Source organism: Erythrobacter sp. K21-9, assembly GCF_055808355.1.
Genome location: NZ_CM147866.1, coordinates 476,875 through 491,177, shown reverse-complemented (window position 1 = coordinate 491,177; position 14,303 = coordinate 476,875). Strand labels below are relative to the sequence as shown.

At 62.0% G+C, this 14,303-nt stretch carries 12 protein-coding genes, 1 tRNA gene and 2 pseudogenes; 7 read left to right on the top strand and 8 right to left on the bottom strand.

Going from position 1 to position 14,303, the window contains the following annotated elements:
* Positions 1-310: 310 nt before the first annotated feature.
* Together AC0L39_RS02540 and AC0L39_RS02535 are read left to right on the top strand one after the other, a co-directional pair.
* Positions 311-1,474 carry a sensor histidine kinase gene (locus AC0L39_RS02540; protein ID WP_473260490.1) on the top strand — a complete coding sequence of 388 codons (1,164 nt, stop codon included), beginning with the start codon at positions 311-313 and terminating at the stop codon, positions 1,472-1,474.
* Positions 1,475-1,603: 129 nt separating this feature from the next.
* Positions 1,604-2,296, top strand: coding sequence for a PspA/IM30 family protein (locus tag AC0L39_RS02535; RefSeq protein ID WP_473260489.1), 693 nt, complete (start codon positions 1,604-1,606; stop codon positions 2,294-2,296).
* Positions 2,297-2,379: 83 nt separating this feature from the next.
* On the opposite strand, the gene nusG is transcribed toward AC0L39_RS02535, so the two are convergent.
* Positions 2,380-2,916, bottom strand: a complete 537-nt coding sequence (nusG, locus tag AC0L39_RS02530) for a transcription termination/antitermination protein NusG (protein WP_473260487.1) — start codon at positions 2,914-2,916, stop codon at positions 2,380-2,382.
* A 41-nt stretch (positions 2,917-2,957) separates the two neighbouring features.
* Positions 2,958-3,167: a preprotein translocase subunit SecE gene (gene secE, locus AC0L39_RS02525; RefSeq protein WP_473260485.1), complete on the bottom strand. Its 210-nt coding sequence runs from the start codon at positions 3,165-3,167 to the stop codon at positions 2,958-2,960.
* A 334-nt stretch (positions 3,168-3,501) separates the two neighbouring features.
* Here secE and AC0L39_RS02520 point away from each other — a divergent pair, with 334 nt between their 5' ends.
* On the top strand, positions 3,502-5,019 hold the full coding sequence (locus tag AC0L39_RS02520; RefSeq protein WP_473260483.1) for an alanine/glycine:cation symporter family protein: 1,518 nt from the start codon (positions 3,502-3,504) through the stop codon (positions 5,017-5,019).
* A 425-nt stretch (positions 5,020-5,444) separates the two neighbouring features.
* Here AC0L39_RS02520 and AC0L39_RS02515 read toward each other — a convergent pair.
* Positions 5,445-5,520: transfer RNA gene (locus AC0L39_RS02515), tRNA-Trp, on the bottom strand.
* Between the two features lie 142 nt (positions 5,521-5,662).
* On the opposite strand from AC0L39_RS02515, the gene aat reads away from it, so the two are divergent.
* Entirely contained in the window at positions 5,663-6,379 is a 717-nt protein-coding gene (gene aat / locus AC0L39_RS02510) for a leucyl/phenylalanyl-tRNA--protein transferase (RefSeq protein WP_473260481.1), read from the top strand.
* On the opposite strand, the gene AC0L39_RS02505 is transcribed toward aat, so the two are convergent.
* From AC0L39_RS02505 to AC0L39_RS02490, 4 genes and pseudogenes are all read right to left on the bottom strand, one after another.
* Entirely contained in the window at positions 6,328-6,825 is a 498-nt protein-coding gene (locus AC0L39_RS02505) for a DUF2155 domain-containing protein (RefSeq protein WP_473262472.1), read from the bottom strand. The genes aat and AC0L39_RS02505 overlap by 52 nt on opposite strands.
* A 10-nt stretch (positions 6,826-6,835) precedes the next feature.
* The gene (locus AC0L39_RS02500; RefSeq protein ID WP_473260480.1) at positions 6,836-7,258 is read right to left on the bottom strand and encodes an NADH:ubiquinone oxidoreductase subunit NDUFA12; all 423 of its coding nucleotides are present in this window, start codon (positions 7,256-7,258) and stop codon (positions 6,836-6,838) included.
* Positions 7,259-7,491: 233 nt separating this feature from the next.
* Positions 7,492-7,599 (bottom strand): annotated as a pseudogene (locus tag AC0L39_RS02495) (DUF192 domain-containing protein); the annotation flags it as partial.
* 223 nt (positions 7,600-7,822) lie between these two features.
* Complete coding sequence (locus AC0L39_RS02490; RefSeq protein ID WP_473260478.1) at positions 7,823-8,497, bottom strand: regulatory protein RecX; 675 nt, start codon at positions 8,495-8,497, stop codon at positions 7,823-7,825.
* 143 nt (positions 8,498-8,640) lie between these two features.
* On the opposite strand from AC0L39_RS02490, the pseudogene AC0L39_RS02485 reads away from it, so the two are divergent.
* A pseudogene (locus AC0L39_RS02485) lies at positions 8,641-10,375 on the top strand (fatty acyl-AMP ligase).
* A gap of 157 nt (positions 10,376-10,532) precedes the next feature.
* Here the strand turns inward: AC0L39_RS02485 and AC0L39_RS02480 are convergent.
* Positions 10,533-12,086, bottom strand: coding sequence for a TIGR00341 family protein (locus AC0L39_RS02480; RefSeq protein ID WP_473260477.1), 1,554 nt, complete (start codon positions 12,084-12,086; stop codon positions 10,533-10,535).
* A 222-nt stretch (positions 12,087-12,308) separates the two neighbouring features.
* Between AC0L39_RS02480 and AC0L39_RS02475 the strand changes: the two genes are divergently transcribed.
* Together AC0L39_RS02475 and AC0L39_RS02470 are read left to right on the top strand one after the other, a co-directional pair.
* Positions 12,309-13,541 (top strand): toxic anion resistance protein, encoded by a 1,233-nt coding sequence (locus AC0L39_RS02475; protein WP_473260476.1) that lies wholly within the window; start codon positions 12,309-12,311, stop codon positions 13,539-13,541.
* On the top strand, positions 13,541-14,299 hold the full coding sequence (locus tag AC0L39_RS02470) for a hypothetical protein (RefSeq protein ID WP_473260475.1): 759 nt from the start codon (positions 13,541-13,543) through the stop codon (positions 14,297-14,299). The genes AC0L39_RS02475 and AC0L39_RS02470 overlap by 1 nt, the downstream gene beginning before the upstream one ends.
* Positions 14,300-14,303 lie beyond the last annotated feature (4 nt).

Below are 14,303 nucleotides of genomic sequence, written 5' to 3'. Positions count from 1 at the left end.
GATTGCAAGCGCCAAGCGGAGCGTTTGCACCAAGCCGGGGCGCAGTCCGTGAGACACATGAGACAGTGTCCAGGGGCCAAAAAGCTGCCGCCATGTCGTCCGCCGTGCGCTGGCCGGCGAGAGGCTCGCGCCTCCTGCATCTTGAAAGGGTGAAAGAGCGACATCGCCGCCTCCTCTACCAATCGCGCACCGTGTAGGAAAATCCATGTTGCGTCATTCGCAAGTTTCGTCGATTGGAAATTCCAGGGCTTAAGCGTTTCTGCGATCGACGCCTGGCGGGTCGCCGACCCGCTGTCCAATGGAGGGCGAAATGCAGCACTTTTTCGACACCTGGCAATATATGCCGCACGGAATGTGCCTGCTATGGCAGCCCTGGCTGGTGGCAATGTGGGCCGGATCGGATCTGCTGATCTTCCTGTCCTATTCCGTCATTCCGCTGGCACTTCTCGCGGTGCTCAGGAAGCGCAAGGACGTGCCGCATTCCGGGCTGGTCGTGCTGTTTGCCTCGTTTATCCTATTGTGCGGCCTGACCCACCTGCTGGGCATCGTGACCCTGTGGTATCCGATCTACCCCTATGTCGCGGTTATAAAAATGGCGACGGGGATCGTCTCGGCGGTTACCGCCATTGCGCTGTTCCGGCTCGTGCCGGTGCTGGCAAAGCTGCCATCCCCTTCGGACATGACCAGTGTCAATGACAGGCTGCGCGCCGAAATCGCCGCGCATGAAACCACGCTCGCCTCGCTCGAGGCAAAGGTCGATGCGCGCACCGCCGAGCTAAGCGAACTGAATGCAAAGCTCGCCGTTCAGGCCCGCGAGGCGGTGCACCGCTCCAACAACCTGCTCGCCGTGGTCAGCTCGCTGGCCCAACAATCGGCCCGCTCGGCCGACGATATCGACGCCTATGTCGCGACCCTGATCGACCGGTTGCGCGCGCTTGCCAAGGCGACCGCAACGGTCCTGCGCGGCGCAGACGAATCCTCCGAGGAAATCGACCTGGTGGTGAAAGAGCAGATCGGGCCGCTGCTGGGCGACGCGGAACCGGCGGTTGTCATCGAAGGACCGCCGTTCCTGATCGGGTCGGAAGCTGCGCAGCAGATCGGGCTGGCAGTGCACGAGCTGGCGACCAATGCCCGCAAGCACGGCTTTACCCCCGGTCCGAGCGATACCATCCTGGTCCACTGGTTTGTCGAGCAGGACGATGCCGGCGACAAATTCGTATTCGAATGGATCGAACAGCGCCCGCAGCTTGAAAAAGCCACTTTCGGCGAAGAAGGGCGCGAAGGCTTCGGCACCAAGCTGCTGACCCGCATCATCCCCGTCGTCCTCAAGGGGCAAGCCACGCGCGAGATCGAGGACGGTAGATTCCGATACCGGCTTGTCCTCCCAGTGCCCGCCATTGTCGCTGACCAGGAGAAATCGGGCGAAGACGGGTTCGCTGCCGAGATTCTCGATCGCAGCTTCGACCTCGGATAAGGCCATATCGCGGCGCGCACATGCGCCCCTGCCGCGCTGCTCCAATAATATCGGCGTAATTTACATTATCGAAACGTCCCAATTGCCATAAGGGCGGGAAGAACGATCTGTTTAATAGGGGGAATTTCAATGCTGCGGGTAGCCATTCAGGTCAAGGAACTGATCTCGAGCAATGTCACGAGCGCGGTCGAGGCCGCGTCCAATTCGGCCAAGCTGCTGAACAAACTCCAGCGCGAAATCGAGGAATCGATCATCTCGCTCGAAGGCGAACGGACCAAGACACGCCAGCGCAAGACCCGGCTCGAAGCTTCCATCACGCAGAACGAACTGCGCGAGGCCGACTGGGGCGACAAGGCCAAGACCGCGATGGATCACGACCGCGAAGATCTCGCCCGGCAAGCGCTGATGGCACGCGAGGATTGCCGCGAGGCCATCGCTGACACCAAGGACGACATTGCCAAGGCCGATGAAGACCTCGCCGAGATCGATGCGGCGATCAAACAGCTTGAAGCCAAGCGGAGCGAAGTGCGCGAGCAGGCCAAGGCGCAGGCCGCTGCCGATGGAGGCGCTTCGGGTTCGGCCTGCGGCTGGGGCGGCGATGCGGGCAGCAAGGCGGAAAAGCACCTGAGCCGTATCTCGGCGCTGGAAAAACGCACCGAGTTCGCCGCCGAAGATAGCGCCGTGCCGCGCGGCAATGCGAGCGTAGAGAGCGAAATCGACGAAATGCGCCGGGAAAGCGCTGTCGATGCGGAGCTCGAAGCCATGAAAAGCGGCACCAAGAAAGCGCCTGCGAAACGGGCCCCGCGAAAAAAGGCGAAGTAAAAGCGCAAACGGGCCGCGTCACCGCGGCCCGTCAGTTCTCGTATCGGTTGCAGACACCCCGCGCCTCGCGGGATCGTGCTGCGTTACTTGACCAGTTCGACCTGTTCGAAGTCGAGTTCCACCGGCGTTGCGCGGTCGAAGATCGAAACCGAAACCTTGACCTTCGCCTTGTCGAAATCGAGCTCCTCGACCACGCCATTGAAGCTCGCGAACGGGCCGTCGAGCACCTTGACCTGATCGCCGATTTCGTAATCGACACTGACCTGCTGCTTGGGCGCGGACTTGGCTTCTTCGACACCGCCGAAATAGCGCGCGGCCTCTTTTTCGCTGATCGGCTGCGGCTTGTTGCCGCTGCCCAGGAAGCCGGTGACCTTCGGCGTGTTTTTCACGAGGTGATAGACATCGTCGGTCATGTTGAGCTTTGCGAGGACATAGCCGGGCATGAACTTGCGCTCGACCTGGACCTTCTTGCCGCGCTTGACTTCGGTCACGGTCTCGGTCGGAACCTCGACCTCCTCGACGCCTTCGGACAGGCCAAGACGCTCCGCCTCGGAAAGGATCGCGTCTTTGACCTTGTTTTCAAAGCCTGAATAAGCGTGGATGATGTACCAGCGAGCCATGGATTATCCTTGAAGACTGCCTGCCCCAATACCGCTTCGTCTTAGACGAGGGTCAGCAGGAAATTGACGATTGCGTTGAACAGGGAGTCGATCCCGAAGAAGAACAGCGACAGGATCACCATGAAGATGAACACGAAGATCGCGGTGCGAACCGTCTCTTCGCGGGTGGGCCATACGACCTTGCTCGTTTCGGTGCGAACCTGGTTCACGAACTCGGGCAGGGATGTCTTGTTCTTTTTCTCTTCGGCCATCGGATCAGCCTCGTCCTTCTAAAACTGCGTTGCTTCCGCCAGTGACCTTGGCGCCTGAAACGCCGCAGCCAATGTCTGTCAGGTAAGTGCCGTCTGCGTCCGGGACAAGATCGCCGGAGGGGCATTTCATACTGACAATGTCGGAAGACGTCACGGCCTTTAGGCTGCGCCCCTGGCAAAAGCAAGCGTGACTGCACGGATACACTCGGCGGCGAGCCGGCGCAAAAGCGTCGCTGGGGGACTAGTCAAGGCCGGAACACCGCTCTAGCGTGCGCCGCTTAAACTCGGGATCACCCGTTCGGGGACGCTTATCAATGTTTGAGGGGAAGCCATAATGGCTGCAGCACCGACCGGCGCGGAAGCTTGGATCGCGCCGATTACCAACGTTTCGGATTTCATCTGGGGCGGCACGTGGAACGGGGTTGAAGTGCTCCCCTTCCCGCCGATGACAATCATCCTGCTGGGCATCGGCCTGTGGATCATGGTCGGCCTGAAATTCTATCCGCTGATAAATCTCGGCAGCGCGTTCAAGGGGCTGTTCGCCAGCCGCAAGGGCTCGGGCGATGGTGAGATTTCCCCCTTCGCTGCGCTTTCGACCGCGCTTTCCGGACAGGTCGGCACCGGTAACCTGGCAGGCGTCGCGACCGCGATTGCGCTGGGAGGACCCGGAGCGATTTTCTGGATGTGGATCACGGCGCTGTTCGGCATGGCGCTCGCCTTTGCCGAAGGCTCACTCGCAATCCGCTTCCGCGAGCGCACCAGTGACGGCGCGCTGCGGGGCGGTCCGATGACCTACATCATGATGGGCCTCGGCCCGAAATGGACGTGGCTCGCGATTGTCTTTTGTATCGGGACGCTGTTCTCGGCACTCGTCACCGGCAACTCGATCCAGGCCAATGCCGTGGCCGATGGTCTGAACGAGCTGTTCGGTATCGAGGAAGCCATTGGCGGCGCGATTGTCGCCGTGCTTGTCTTCATCGTCATCATCGGCGGGATCAAGTCGATCGGTAGCGTGGCGGAAAAGGTTATTCCGTTCATGGCCGGAGCCTATGTCATCATGGCCGCTATTGCGCTGATCCTGAACTTCGGTGACCTGCCCGAGACGTTCGGCCTTATATTCTACGGCGCATTCAACCCGCAGGCGGCGACCGGAGGCTTTGCCGGGGCGGCGATCATCATCGCGATCCGGGCCGGTGTCGCACGCGGCCTGTTCTCGAACGAAGCTGGCCAGGGTTCCACCGCTATCGCGCACGCCGTGGCGCAGACCAACGATCCCGAACAGCAGGGCCGCATGGCGATGCTCGGCACATTCATCGACACGATCATCATCTGCACCATGACGGCGCTGGTTATCCTGACCGTGCGAGGGGACTTCACCTCGGGCGGCGAAGCGGTGCTGCATGCATGGCAGTCCGACCGGGTCGGGTTCGAAATGACCAGCGGGGCGTTTGCCGCAGCGTTTCCCATCGAATTGGCGGGCATTCCCATTGGCACGCTCATCGCCAGTATTGCGCTGATCCTGTTTGTCTTCACGACCTTGCTCACGTGGTCGTATTATGGCGAGCGGGCAATCACCTTCATCTATGACCGCACACCGGGATCGAGCAGGGGTGGTGAGAAAATCCTGCACATCATCTGGCGTGTGGTCTGGTGCGTCGTGATCTGGCTTGCCGCCGCCCAGCCCTCGGAGCTTGTCTGGCGCCTCGGCGATATCTCTAACGCGGCGATGGCGCTGCCCAACCTGTTGGCGCTGGCGCTGCTGTCGGGCGTTGTGTTCGCGATTGCCAAGGGCAAGAAAAACGCCGGCAAGACCTACGGGCGGGAAACCCCGGAAGAGCCGGAAGAGTATTGATGGCTGGCGCGCCTCGGCGCGCTGCCATTCCAATCACATCCGCCAAAACAAAAGGGCGCCGCGGTCTGGTCCGCGGCGCCCTTTTCGTGCGGGGTTAAGTGTTCGGTTCAGACGCGGCCAAACAAGCGTTCCATGAAGCTTGGCTCTTCCATTGGCTGGATCCGGCCGTATTTCATCTGCCGAATGGAGGCATCGGTATGCGGGCGCGGATTAGACCATCTATCCGGCTGGCTCGATCGGATCGGGACAGGTGTCATCGTATTGAACTCCTTGGGTAATCAACTTGTCATATTGCCGGATTCAACCGCGATCCAGTAAGTTGGTTCCCGTATGCCCGGCGATCAGTCGCACCTCACGCACGGCGAACGACCCGCAGGCCGCGCAATTCGCACGAAATTTTAGGAGAATTGTGTTTCTGAAAAAATTGGCAGGGGCACAGAGACTCGAACTCTGGACCTTCGGTTTTGGAGACCGACGCTCTACCAACTGAGCTACGCCCCTGCACGAGACGCGCGCTTTAGCCGCGCCGCTGGCGATAGGCAACATCTGAAACGCAACCCAATTGCCTCGGATAGCGCAGGCGCAACGCTTTGCCGCTTGGGCGCTGGCCTGCAGAGCCGCGCGCGCTATTGACGCTGACGCGATGCACTCTCCCTTCAGCGCCCTTATCCCGGTCGACACACTCCTGCTGGCCTATCGCAGCGGGATTTTTCCGATGGCGGACCGGCGCGAGGACACAGACATATTCTGGGTCGAGCCGCGCGAGCGGGCGATCATCCCGCTGGACGGACTGCACGTATCGAAAAGCCTGCGCAAAGTGCTGCGCAGCGACCGCTACCGGGTCACGATCGACCACGCATTCGGCGATGTCATCCGCGCCTGCGCCCAGCCCCGCCCCGGCCATCCCGAAACATGGATCAGCGAGCGCATCGTGGCGAGTTACGAGCAATTGCACGCCGCCGGTCATGCCCACTCGGTCGAATGCTGGCAGGATGATGAACGCGGCAAATCGCGGCTCGTCGGAGGGTTATACGGGGTATCCTTTGACGCCGTGTTCTGCGGGGAGAGCATGTTCAGCCGTGCGGACAATGCGAGCAAGGTCGCGCTGTGCTGGCTCGTCGCGCTGATGCAGGATGCCGGATACAAGCTGCTCGATTGCCAGTTCATGACCGATCATCTTGCGTCGATGGGCGCAGTGGAACTGTCGCAGGGTGATTATCTTGCGCTGGTCGAAAAGGCGCAAGATCCGGCGCTTAAATCGCTTGGTGAAGCGTTCGCAAATTTGCAGGACGCAGCGCTGTCAGCGCCTCACTCGTCGCCGGGAAAGCTCATCGCGCAGTCTTTGACCCAGACATCGTAGATCGGGTGTTCGACGACATTGAGGCTCGGCGAATCCTTGAACAGCCAGCCTGAAAAAACGCGGGTGTGCTCGCTGTCGCGCCGGTTCTGGATATCAACCTGAACGAACGCGCCGGTCTCCCGCGGCATTTCCCAGGGCGCGGTGCGCTCGCAAGCGGCCAGCGTCAGGATCACCGGCCCTTCCTCGACGGTTTCACCGGGGCGCATCTCGAAATCCTGGCTCAGATTGTTTCGCTTGTTGAGCAGGCCGATCGTGGCGACGCGCTCTTCCATCGGGGTTGCGCCGGTTTGCGCAGGCGGCGCGTCGCCTCCGACACCTGCAGGCGCGGCGCTTTCCGCTTCCTCTTCGCTCGGAGCCTCGGCGGTTTCCGCCTCTTCAGCCTCCCCGCCGCACGCGGCAAGGGCAAGTCCTAGCAATAGCGGCAGGGGCCTGAAAAAAGCGCGCATCGGCACGGGGTCAGCCCTCGGGCGACCAGGCCTCGTAATCGCCATCGGCGCGGGCCCGCTTGCCGCCGCGTTCGAGCGCGCCTTGCGGGCGGTAAGCCTGCGCAGTGCCGGTGGCGTTGGGAGTGTAATCGACCTCCCATATCTTTGCCGGCGGCAAATTGCTTTCGGGCACATCATCGAAAGCGCCGTGCAGCCAGCCATGCCATTCGGACGGCACGCGGCTCGCATCGTTCGGGCCGTTATAGATCACCCAGCGCTTTTCGCCTTGCGTGTAGGAGCCGGTCGATGCACCTGTGTCCCTCGCCTTCTTGCGATAATACTTGTTGCCCTGCGCATCGGTGCCGACATGGTCGCCGCCCGCGCGCTTAGCCCACCATAGCGCGCCGAGCGTCGCGCCGTCCCACCAGGTGAAGATCTTTCCGAAGATTCCCATGGGCGCGCAGTTAGCTCAATTGATGCCCTGCGCCAAGCGAGAACATCACTCCGATTGCGGGTCGGGCAGCGTGTATACAACCTCGTCGCCCGGCTCGATGCCGAGCTGCGCTGCGCGGCCCGCCACGAGTTCCAGCACGTGCTCGATGTCAGGCCCGATGAAGGCACCGACTCGAGCGAATAGGGGACGGTGTTTGCAGCGATATTGGTGATGCGCCCATCGGTGCCGATAAAGATGATATCGAGCGACATCGGCGTGTTTTTCATCCAGAAACTGCGCGACTGCGGCTGATAACTCGGGAAGATCATCCCCTCGTCCTCGCCCATTTCGGTGCGGAACATCAGGCCCTGTCGCTGCTCCTCTGCGGAGGCGGCGACCTCGACCCGAAAGGAATGACGCTCAGCGCCGCTGACCACTTCGAGGTCGATCACTTCGAGGCCGGAGACCGGATGGCGGTTTGGCTGGGCCTGCTCGGCAGGGGAGGAGGGCGCGTCCTCTGCCGCACCGACAGGCGCGCAGGCGGCAGCCAGCAGCGCGAGCGTCCCCAGCACCGGGCGAACAAGATCAAAAGCCATCGCGTCCCTCATAGTCCTCATCCTCTCGGGCTTCGCCGAGCCAGTCCTCTACATCCCGCAGGCTCGCTGCATCGAGGATGAACCGCACATGCTCGTATTGGTGGCCTGCGCGCAACATGGCGGCAACCTGTTTTTCGCGGAGCTTGCGGCGCTGGTCGAAATCCTGAGCGTCGTCATCGTCACCAACCGGATGGCCGAACGGGCCAAAGCGGCGCTTGGTCGCCAGCAGCACAGCCGCCTCGCGGCAGCGATATTCCCCCGGCGCATTGTCCTCGCGCACATTTTCCTCGACCCCTGCCGCCCACAGCGCCTGCTCGACCCGGCGCGCGCCGTACCCTCGCGCAGTCAGGTCGCGCGTCTTCATCCGCGCATAGGCATCGTCATCGACATAGCCGAGCCCGATCAGCTGCGTGACAAGGCCGGTCACATCGAGGTCGTTCGTGCGGCCATCCTCATCCTCTGCAATACCGCGTTCGCGGATCTTGCGGGCGAGGTACCCTTCGAGTTTCGCCCCGGTCGTGGCGAACCGCGCGGCATAGGAAAGCGCCAGATCGCGCAGCATCGCCTCGTCTAACGGGCGCGATTTCTTGCGTTGGCGAGCCTGTTTACGGCCCTGACCAGCCGTGCCCGAAGCGCTACTATCTGGTGACGAATTCGTACCCATTGTAACTTTTTCGCCTTATTCGTGCCACAGTCGTTATCAAATGGAACAGACTGAAGCGTTTCCGGCCAACGAGCCGGGATCGTGTGAGGGATATGATAGGGCGCGGTTAAGCGCGCTGCAAATTACGGGTATCGCTAAGAAAAATGAGGGACGACGCATTGACGCCGACACCAAATGATTGCGATTTGCCGCGCATCCGCGCACAATTTGAGACGTTTGGCGAGGCAATCGATTACGCCGCAAAGAGCGAAAAGGGCCTGAATTTCCACGATACGCGTGGACAACTTTCACGGGTCTATCCGTATTCCGAGATGCGCAGCGACGCCCTGGTAATGGCGCGCCGCCTTATCGCCTACGGGATCAAACCGCAGGACCGCGTTGCCCTGATCGCGGAAACCGCTCCTGAATTTGCCAGCCTGTTCTGCGCCTGCGTTTATGCCGGAGCGTGGCCCGTCCCGCTGCCGCTACCGACAACATTCGGCGGCAAGGACAGTTATATCGACCAGCTCGCCGTCCAGCTCAAGAGCTCCGACCCGGCGATCCTCATCTTTCCCGAAGACATTGGCGAAATGGCGATGGCCGCCGCTGCAAAGCAAGGCTGCGCGGGGACAAGCTGGCAGGATTTCGCCGCACGCGAAGCACCGGATTGCGACCTGCCCGAGCTTAAATCGAGCGATATCTGCTACCTGCAATATTCGAGCGGCTCGACTCGGTTTCCGACCGGCGTCGCGGTCACGCACGAGGCGCTGCTGCACAATCTTTACGGCCACTCGACCACGATGCACCTTGGCGCGAACGATCGCTGCGTCAGCTGGTTGCCGTGGTATCACGACATGGGCCTTGTCGGATGTTTCCTCTCGCTGGTTGCCAACCAGGTGTCCGGCGACATGCTGAAGCCCGATGCCTTTGCACGCCGCCCGCTTGCATGGCTCGACATGATCAGCAGCAACAAGGGCAACACGCTCTCGTACTCACCAACCTTCGGCTATGATATTTGCGCGCGGCGCATTTCCAGCCAGTCGAACGTGGCTGAACGGTTCGACCTGTCGCGCTGGCGGGTCGCAGGCAACGGCGCGGACATGATCCGGCCCGATGTCATGCAGAACTTCGTCAACGCCTTCAGCGATGCAGGCTTCAAGGCAAGCGCCTTCACCCCGTCCTATGGCCTCGCCGAAGCGGTGCTCGCCGTGACCGTCATGCCGCCGGGCGAAGGCATCCGCGTGGAACTGGTCGAGGAAGAGCGCCTGTCCGGCACGCCGCGCGACATATCGCGCCCGGCCCGCTATCGCGCGATCGTCAATTGCGGCAAGGCGCTGCCCGACATGAAGGTCGAAATTCGCGGCGAAGACGGCCACCCGCGCGGCGATCACCAGATCGGCAAGGTGTGGTGCAGCGGTCCCAGCGTCATGCATTCCTATTTCCGCAACGAGGAAGCGACCGAGGACTGCCTTGTCGATGGCTGGCTCGACACCGGCGACATGGGCTACCTCGCCAATGGCTACCTGTTCATCGTCGAGCCGGGCGAAGGACATGATCATTATCAACGGCAAGAACCACTGGCCGCAGGATATCGAATGGGCGGTCGAGCAGCTGCCCGGCTTCAACCACGGCGATATCGCGGCGTTCTCGGTCGAGACCGAAGGCGGCGAGGAAGCCCCGGCAGTGCTGGTCCATTGCCGCGTGTCCGATCCGGTCGAGCGGGTGAAGCTGCGCGAGCAGATCTCCGACAAGGTCCGCTCGGTCACCGGCATGAGCTGCGTGGTCGAACTGGTCCCGCCGCGCACCCTGCCGCGAACCAGTTCGGGCAAGCTCAGCCGCGCCAAGGCGAAAAAGCTTTACCTGACCGGCGAGATCGTGCCGCTGGAACTGGCCGCCTGATCCGGCCGGTGGCCGGATAATTCCGGCGTCCTCAACTGCTGAAAAGCGCTTTTACCTTGCTGTCGGATCAGGCTTTGCCCGCCAGATGCTCGCGCGCGATCCGGATTGGATTGCACTGGTGGAAAGGCTGCCTGGACCGGCCACGTGACCGAATTATTCAGTCCGCAGCTGGCCCCATTGTGCGCGCAGCGGGCCCGCGCCCTCGCGCACTTCCACATCGACCCCGCGCCGGGACAGGATTTCTGCTGCCGCAGCGGCGGTTTCCGCATTGCCGGTGAGCACGATCGGAATCTCGATCCGCGTCGCTGCCCACTCGATAATCCCGAGCGCACGCGCGCCTTCCATCGTCGGGCCATCGGCATCGAACGGTATTTCGGCTCGGCAACGCGCCTGCGGGCGGCAGCAATTCTACGGTCCATTCCGGCTCGGTCGCGGCAATGCGCGCCTCCAGCGCGCGGTAAACACCGAGATTTGCGTCTTCCAGCCGTTCGGCCCGGACAAGCGCGCGGCGCCTGCTGCGGTCGATCAGGACGTCGCTTTCAGGGACGCCCGCAACCAGGGCGAGCCGCTGGGCAAGATCGTCGGCGCGTTCAGTCGCGGCGGCTTCCTCGCTTGCGCGCGCTGCGGATAGCTGGGCCTGCTCCGCTGCGCTGGCGCTGGTTCCGACCTGATACTGGATCAGGGACAATTCGACCTGACGGTCCAGCCGGCTCGACAGCGCACGCTCGATCTGCCCCTCCGCCTCGGCCAGAAGCGTCGGGGTGAGCATCGTCGCATTCACCGTGAGCGGCTCGGTCCCGAACTCGATATCGAGCGCATCGATCAGCGAGCGGTTGTCGAACTTTTCCTGTATCTCGGCGCGCACGATCCGCTGCGCATTCGTCTGCCACGCGATCTGCTGGAGCGAGAATGCAAGCGGGATCGCGAGGCCAATGAACACGCTGGCGACCGCGACATTCTGGAAGATCGTATTGCGCGCGCTCAGGGTCGTCTTGAACCCATACAGCCGCGCCATCCCCCACGCGGTTAGCGCGATGGTGATGAGGTTGGTCACATACAGCAGCAGCGCGCCGGAAAAGACCGTCCAGTTCCACGTTGCAAGGCCAAAACCGACCACTGCGAGCGGCGGCATCAAGGCGGTGGCGATGGCCACGCCGACGATCGTACCCTCGCGCCCGCGGATCATCGCATACGCGCCTGCAAGCGCAGAAAACAGCGCCACGAACAGGTCGAACAGGTTCGGCTGGGTGCGCGCCGCGATCTCCGGCGTGATTGTCTGGATCGGCGACATATAGACGAGCAGGCCCGTGAGCCCGATGCCCATCGCGCTGCCCCATGCAAGGCTGCGCGCCGACTGCTTGAGCCATTGGTAGTCGCCAATCGCCAGCGCAAACCCGAGGCCCATGATCGGCCCCATCAGCGGCGACAGCAGCATGGCACCGATGACAACCGCAGGCGAGGACAGCAGCAGGCCGAGCACCGCGATACCGGCGCTCATCGCGGTCATGAACAGGTAGCGTTCCGACAGCAGACAGTCTTCGCGCCGCTTTTCGATGACTTCGGCCTGGTTGACCGTGCCGACAACATCCGCCCTCCACCATCGCAGCAGACTGAACTTGACGCTGCCGAAGGTGGAGCCTTTTGGCTTCACCTCGGTCGTTTCCTTCTCCTCGGTCGAGGGCGAGGCCGCGGGAGTGCTGGTTTCGGTCACGATTGATTTTGATCCCGTCTTTTGAAAGCCGTCTATACGGCCCGTTTACGAGCCATAAAGACCGATAGATAGCGGAAACGCAAATCGTTGGATCGAGGAGGGGAAACCCGCTAGCTTGCCGAAAATCTTGAAAGCCGTGTTTTAGATCACTAATACAGTAGACAGATCAGCGCCGCGAACCTTCATCTCTAGCGCGCGTGTACGAGGGAGCAGACAACAGGTATGAGCACCGAACCTACGCCGGAAACGAACATCGCCACGGCGACCAAGACCGCTACGGATTTCGAGCTTACGCCTCCCGATCCGGTGCCGCAGGTATCTCCGGAAAAGGCTGCCGGACTGGTGCCGGTTTCTGCCGAGGAAAAGTCGAAGCTCGACATGAAGGTCGATGCTTTCGTCACCGACCTCGTCGCATCCGATGCCAATTCCCCCGCGTTCGGCGAAAAAGTCGACCAGATCACGCGCATGGGTCAGGAACAGATTCGCGCCGCTGCCGCGCATTCCAACCGTTTCCTCGACCGCCCGGTGCGCGCGATGGACGCTGACAGCAGCGTCGGCAGCGACCTTGCCGAATTGCGCCGCACGGTCGAAGACCTCGATCCGGGCCGCAAGAACAAGCTGCTGTCCCCGCGCAAGCTGTTCGGCATCATTCCCTTCGGCAGCAAGCTCAAGAACTACTTCGACAGCTACACCAGCGCGCAGGGCCACATCCAGGCGATCCTCGAACGGCTCGAAGGCGGCAAGAAGGAACTGCACCTCGACAACGCGGCAATCGATACCGAGCGGCAAAAGCTGTGGGAGGCGATGGGCGAGCTGGAACAGATGATCCACATCGCCAAGACGCTGGACGAGCGGCTTGAGGCCAAGGCGCTCGAACTCGATTCCAGCGACCCCGAAAAAGCCAAGGCCCTGCGCGAAAGCGCGCTGTTCTATGTCCGCCAGCGCACGCAGGACTTGCTGACCCAGATGGCGGTGAGCGCGCAGGGCTATCTCGCGCTCGATCTCGTCAAGAAGAACAATGTCGAACTCGTGAAGGGCGTCGATCGCGCCAGCACCACCACGGTCGGCGCGCTGCGCACGGCAGTGACGGTAGCGCAGGCGATGACCAACCAGAAACTGGTGTTGCAGCAGATCACCTCGCTCAACCAGACCACGACCGACATCATCGATTCGACCAGCACGCTGCTGCGCGAACAGACCGCGCAAATCCACGAGCAAGCTGCGTCCTCGACGATCCCGCTGGAGACGCTGCAACGCGCCTTCCAGAACATTTACGACACGATGGACGAGGTCGACGAGTTCAAGGTCCGCGCGCTCGACAGCATGAAACAGACCGTCAACGTGCTCACTGAGGAGGTCGAGAAGTCGAAAGGCTACATCGCCCGCGCCGAAGGCCAGGCCCAGGCGCAGGCCAAGGTCGCCTCCGAGCCTTCGCTGCTGGCGCTGGATAGCTGATGACGAATTTGAGTCAGGAAACGGACCGCGCGCTGTCGGAGGGCAAGATGCTTGTCCGCGACAACCGCACCGGTGGTCGCCACCGGATGGAAGCCTCGATCGGCAAGGGTTCGGCCAATGCGAAGCTCAAGACGTGGCTCATGCGGGCCGGGTATTTCGGAGTCGCCCTGATCGCGATCATGATCGCGACCTCGGTAGCGGGAGCCGTGCTGGGAGGCATCGGGTTCTGGGGGATCGTCTCGGCTTTCTTCGCGATGATCGCGGCGGCGTTCATATTTGCCAACTTCCCCAAGGTGAAGATCCCCAAACGGGGAGAACTCACCAAGGGCGATCCCAAGCAGATGGTCGCCCGGACCGAGCTGTGGCTCGAATCGCAGCGCCCGGCCCTGCCTCCGCCTGCGGTGAAGGTGGTCGACCAGCTGGGCGTGCAGCTCGATGCTCTGGGCCTTCAGCTGGAAACTATTGACGCCAATCACCCTTCGGCGCGCGAAGTGCGCGAGTTGGTCGGCGAATATATCCCGGAGACGATCGACAATTACCGCAAGGTGCCTGAACACCTGCGAACCGAAGACCATGCGGGCAAGACAGCCGATGACCGCCTGACCGACAGCCTCACCAAGCTTTCGGCCGAGGTCGACCGCGTGACCCGCCGCCTTGCCGAAGGGGCGCTGGACGATCTCGCGATCAAGGATCGCTATCTCGAATACCGCTATGGCGGCGACGAGATGATCGAAGACCTTCGCGGCAAGTCGAGCTGAAGGA

Excerpts from the sequence above, each read along its gene's own strand:
- AC0L39_RS02540 (WP_473260490.1), top strand. The coding sequence starts at position 311 with ATGCAGCACTTTTTCGACACCTGGCAATATATGCCGCACGGAATGTGC.
- AC0L39_RS02475 (WP_473260476.1), top strand. The coding sequence starts at position 12,309 with ATGAGCACCGAACCTACGCCGGAAACGAACATCGCCACGGCGACCAAG.
- aat (WP_473260481.1), top strand. The coding sequence starts at position 5,663 with ATGCACTCTCCCTTCAGCGCCCTTATCCCGGTCGACACACTCCTGCTG.
- AC0L39_RS02490 (WP_473260478.1), bottom strand. The coding sequence starts at position 8,497 with ATGGGTACGAATTCGTCACCAGATAGTAGCGCTTCGGGCACGGCTGGT.
- AC0L39_RS02470 (WP_473260475.1), top strand. The coding sequence starts at position 13,541 with ATGACGAATTTGAGTCAGGAAACGGACCGCGCGCTGTCGGAGGGCAAG.
- AC0L39_RS02505 (WP_473262472.1), bottom strand. The coding sequence starts at position 6,825 with ATGCGCGCTTTTTTCAGGCCCCTGCCGCTATTGCTAGGACTTGCCCTT.
- AC0L39_RS02500 (WP_473260480.1), bottom strand. The coding sequence starts at position 7,258 with ATGGGAATCTTCGGAAAGATCTTCACCTGGTGGGACGGCGCGACGCTC.
- nusG (WP_473260487.1), bottom strand. The coding sequence starts at position 2,916 with ATGGCTCGCTGGTACATCATCCACGCTTATTCAGGCTTTGAAAACAAG.
- AC0L39_RS02535 (WP_473260489.1), top strand. The coding sequence starts at position 1,604 with ATGCTGCGGGTAGCCATTCAGGTCAAGGAACTGATCTCGAGCAATGTC.
- AC0L39_RS02520 (WP_473260483.1), top strand. The coding sequence starts at position 3,502 with ATGGCTGCAGCACCGACCGGCGCGGAAGCTTGGATCGCGCCGATTACC.
- secE (WP_473260485.1), bottom strand. The coding sequence starts at position 3,167 with ATGGCCGAAGAGAAAAAGAACAAGACATCCCTGCCCGAGTTCGTGAAC.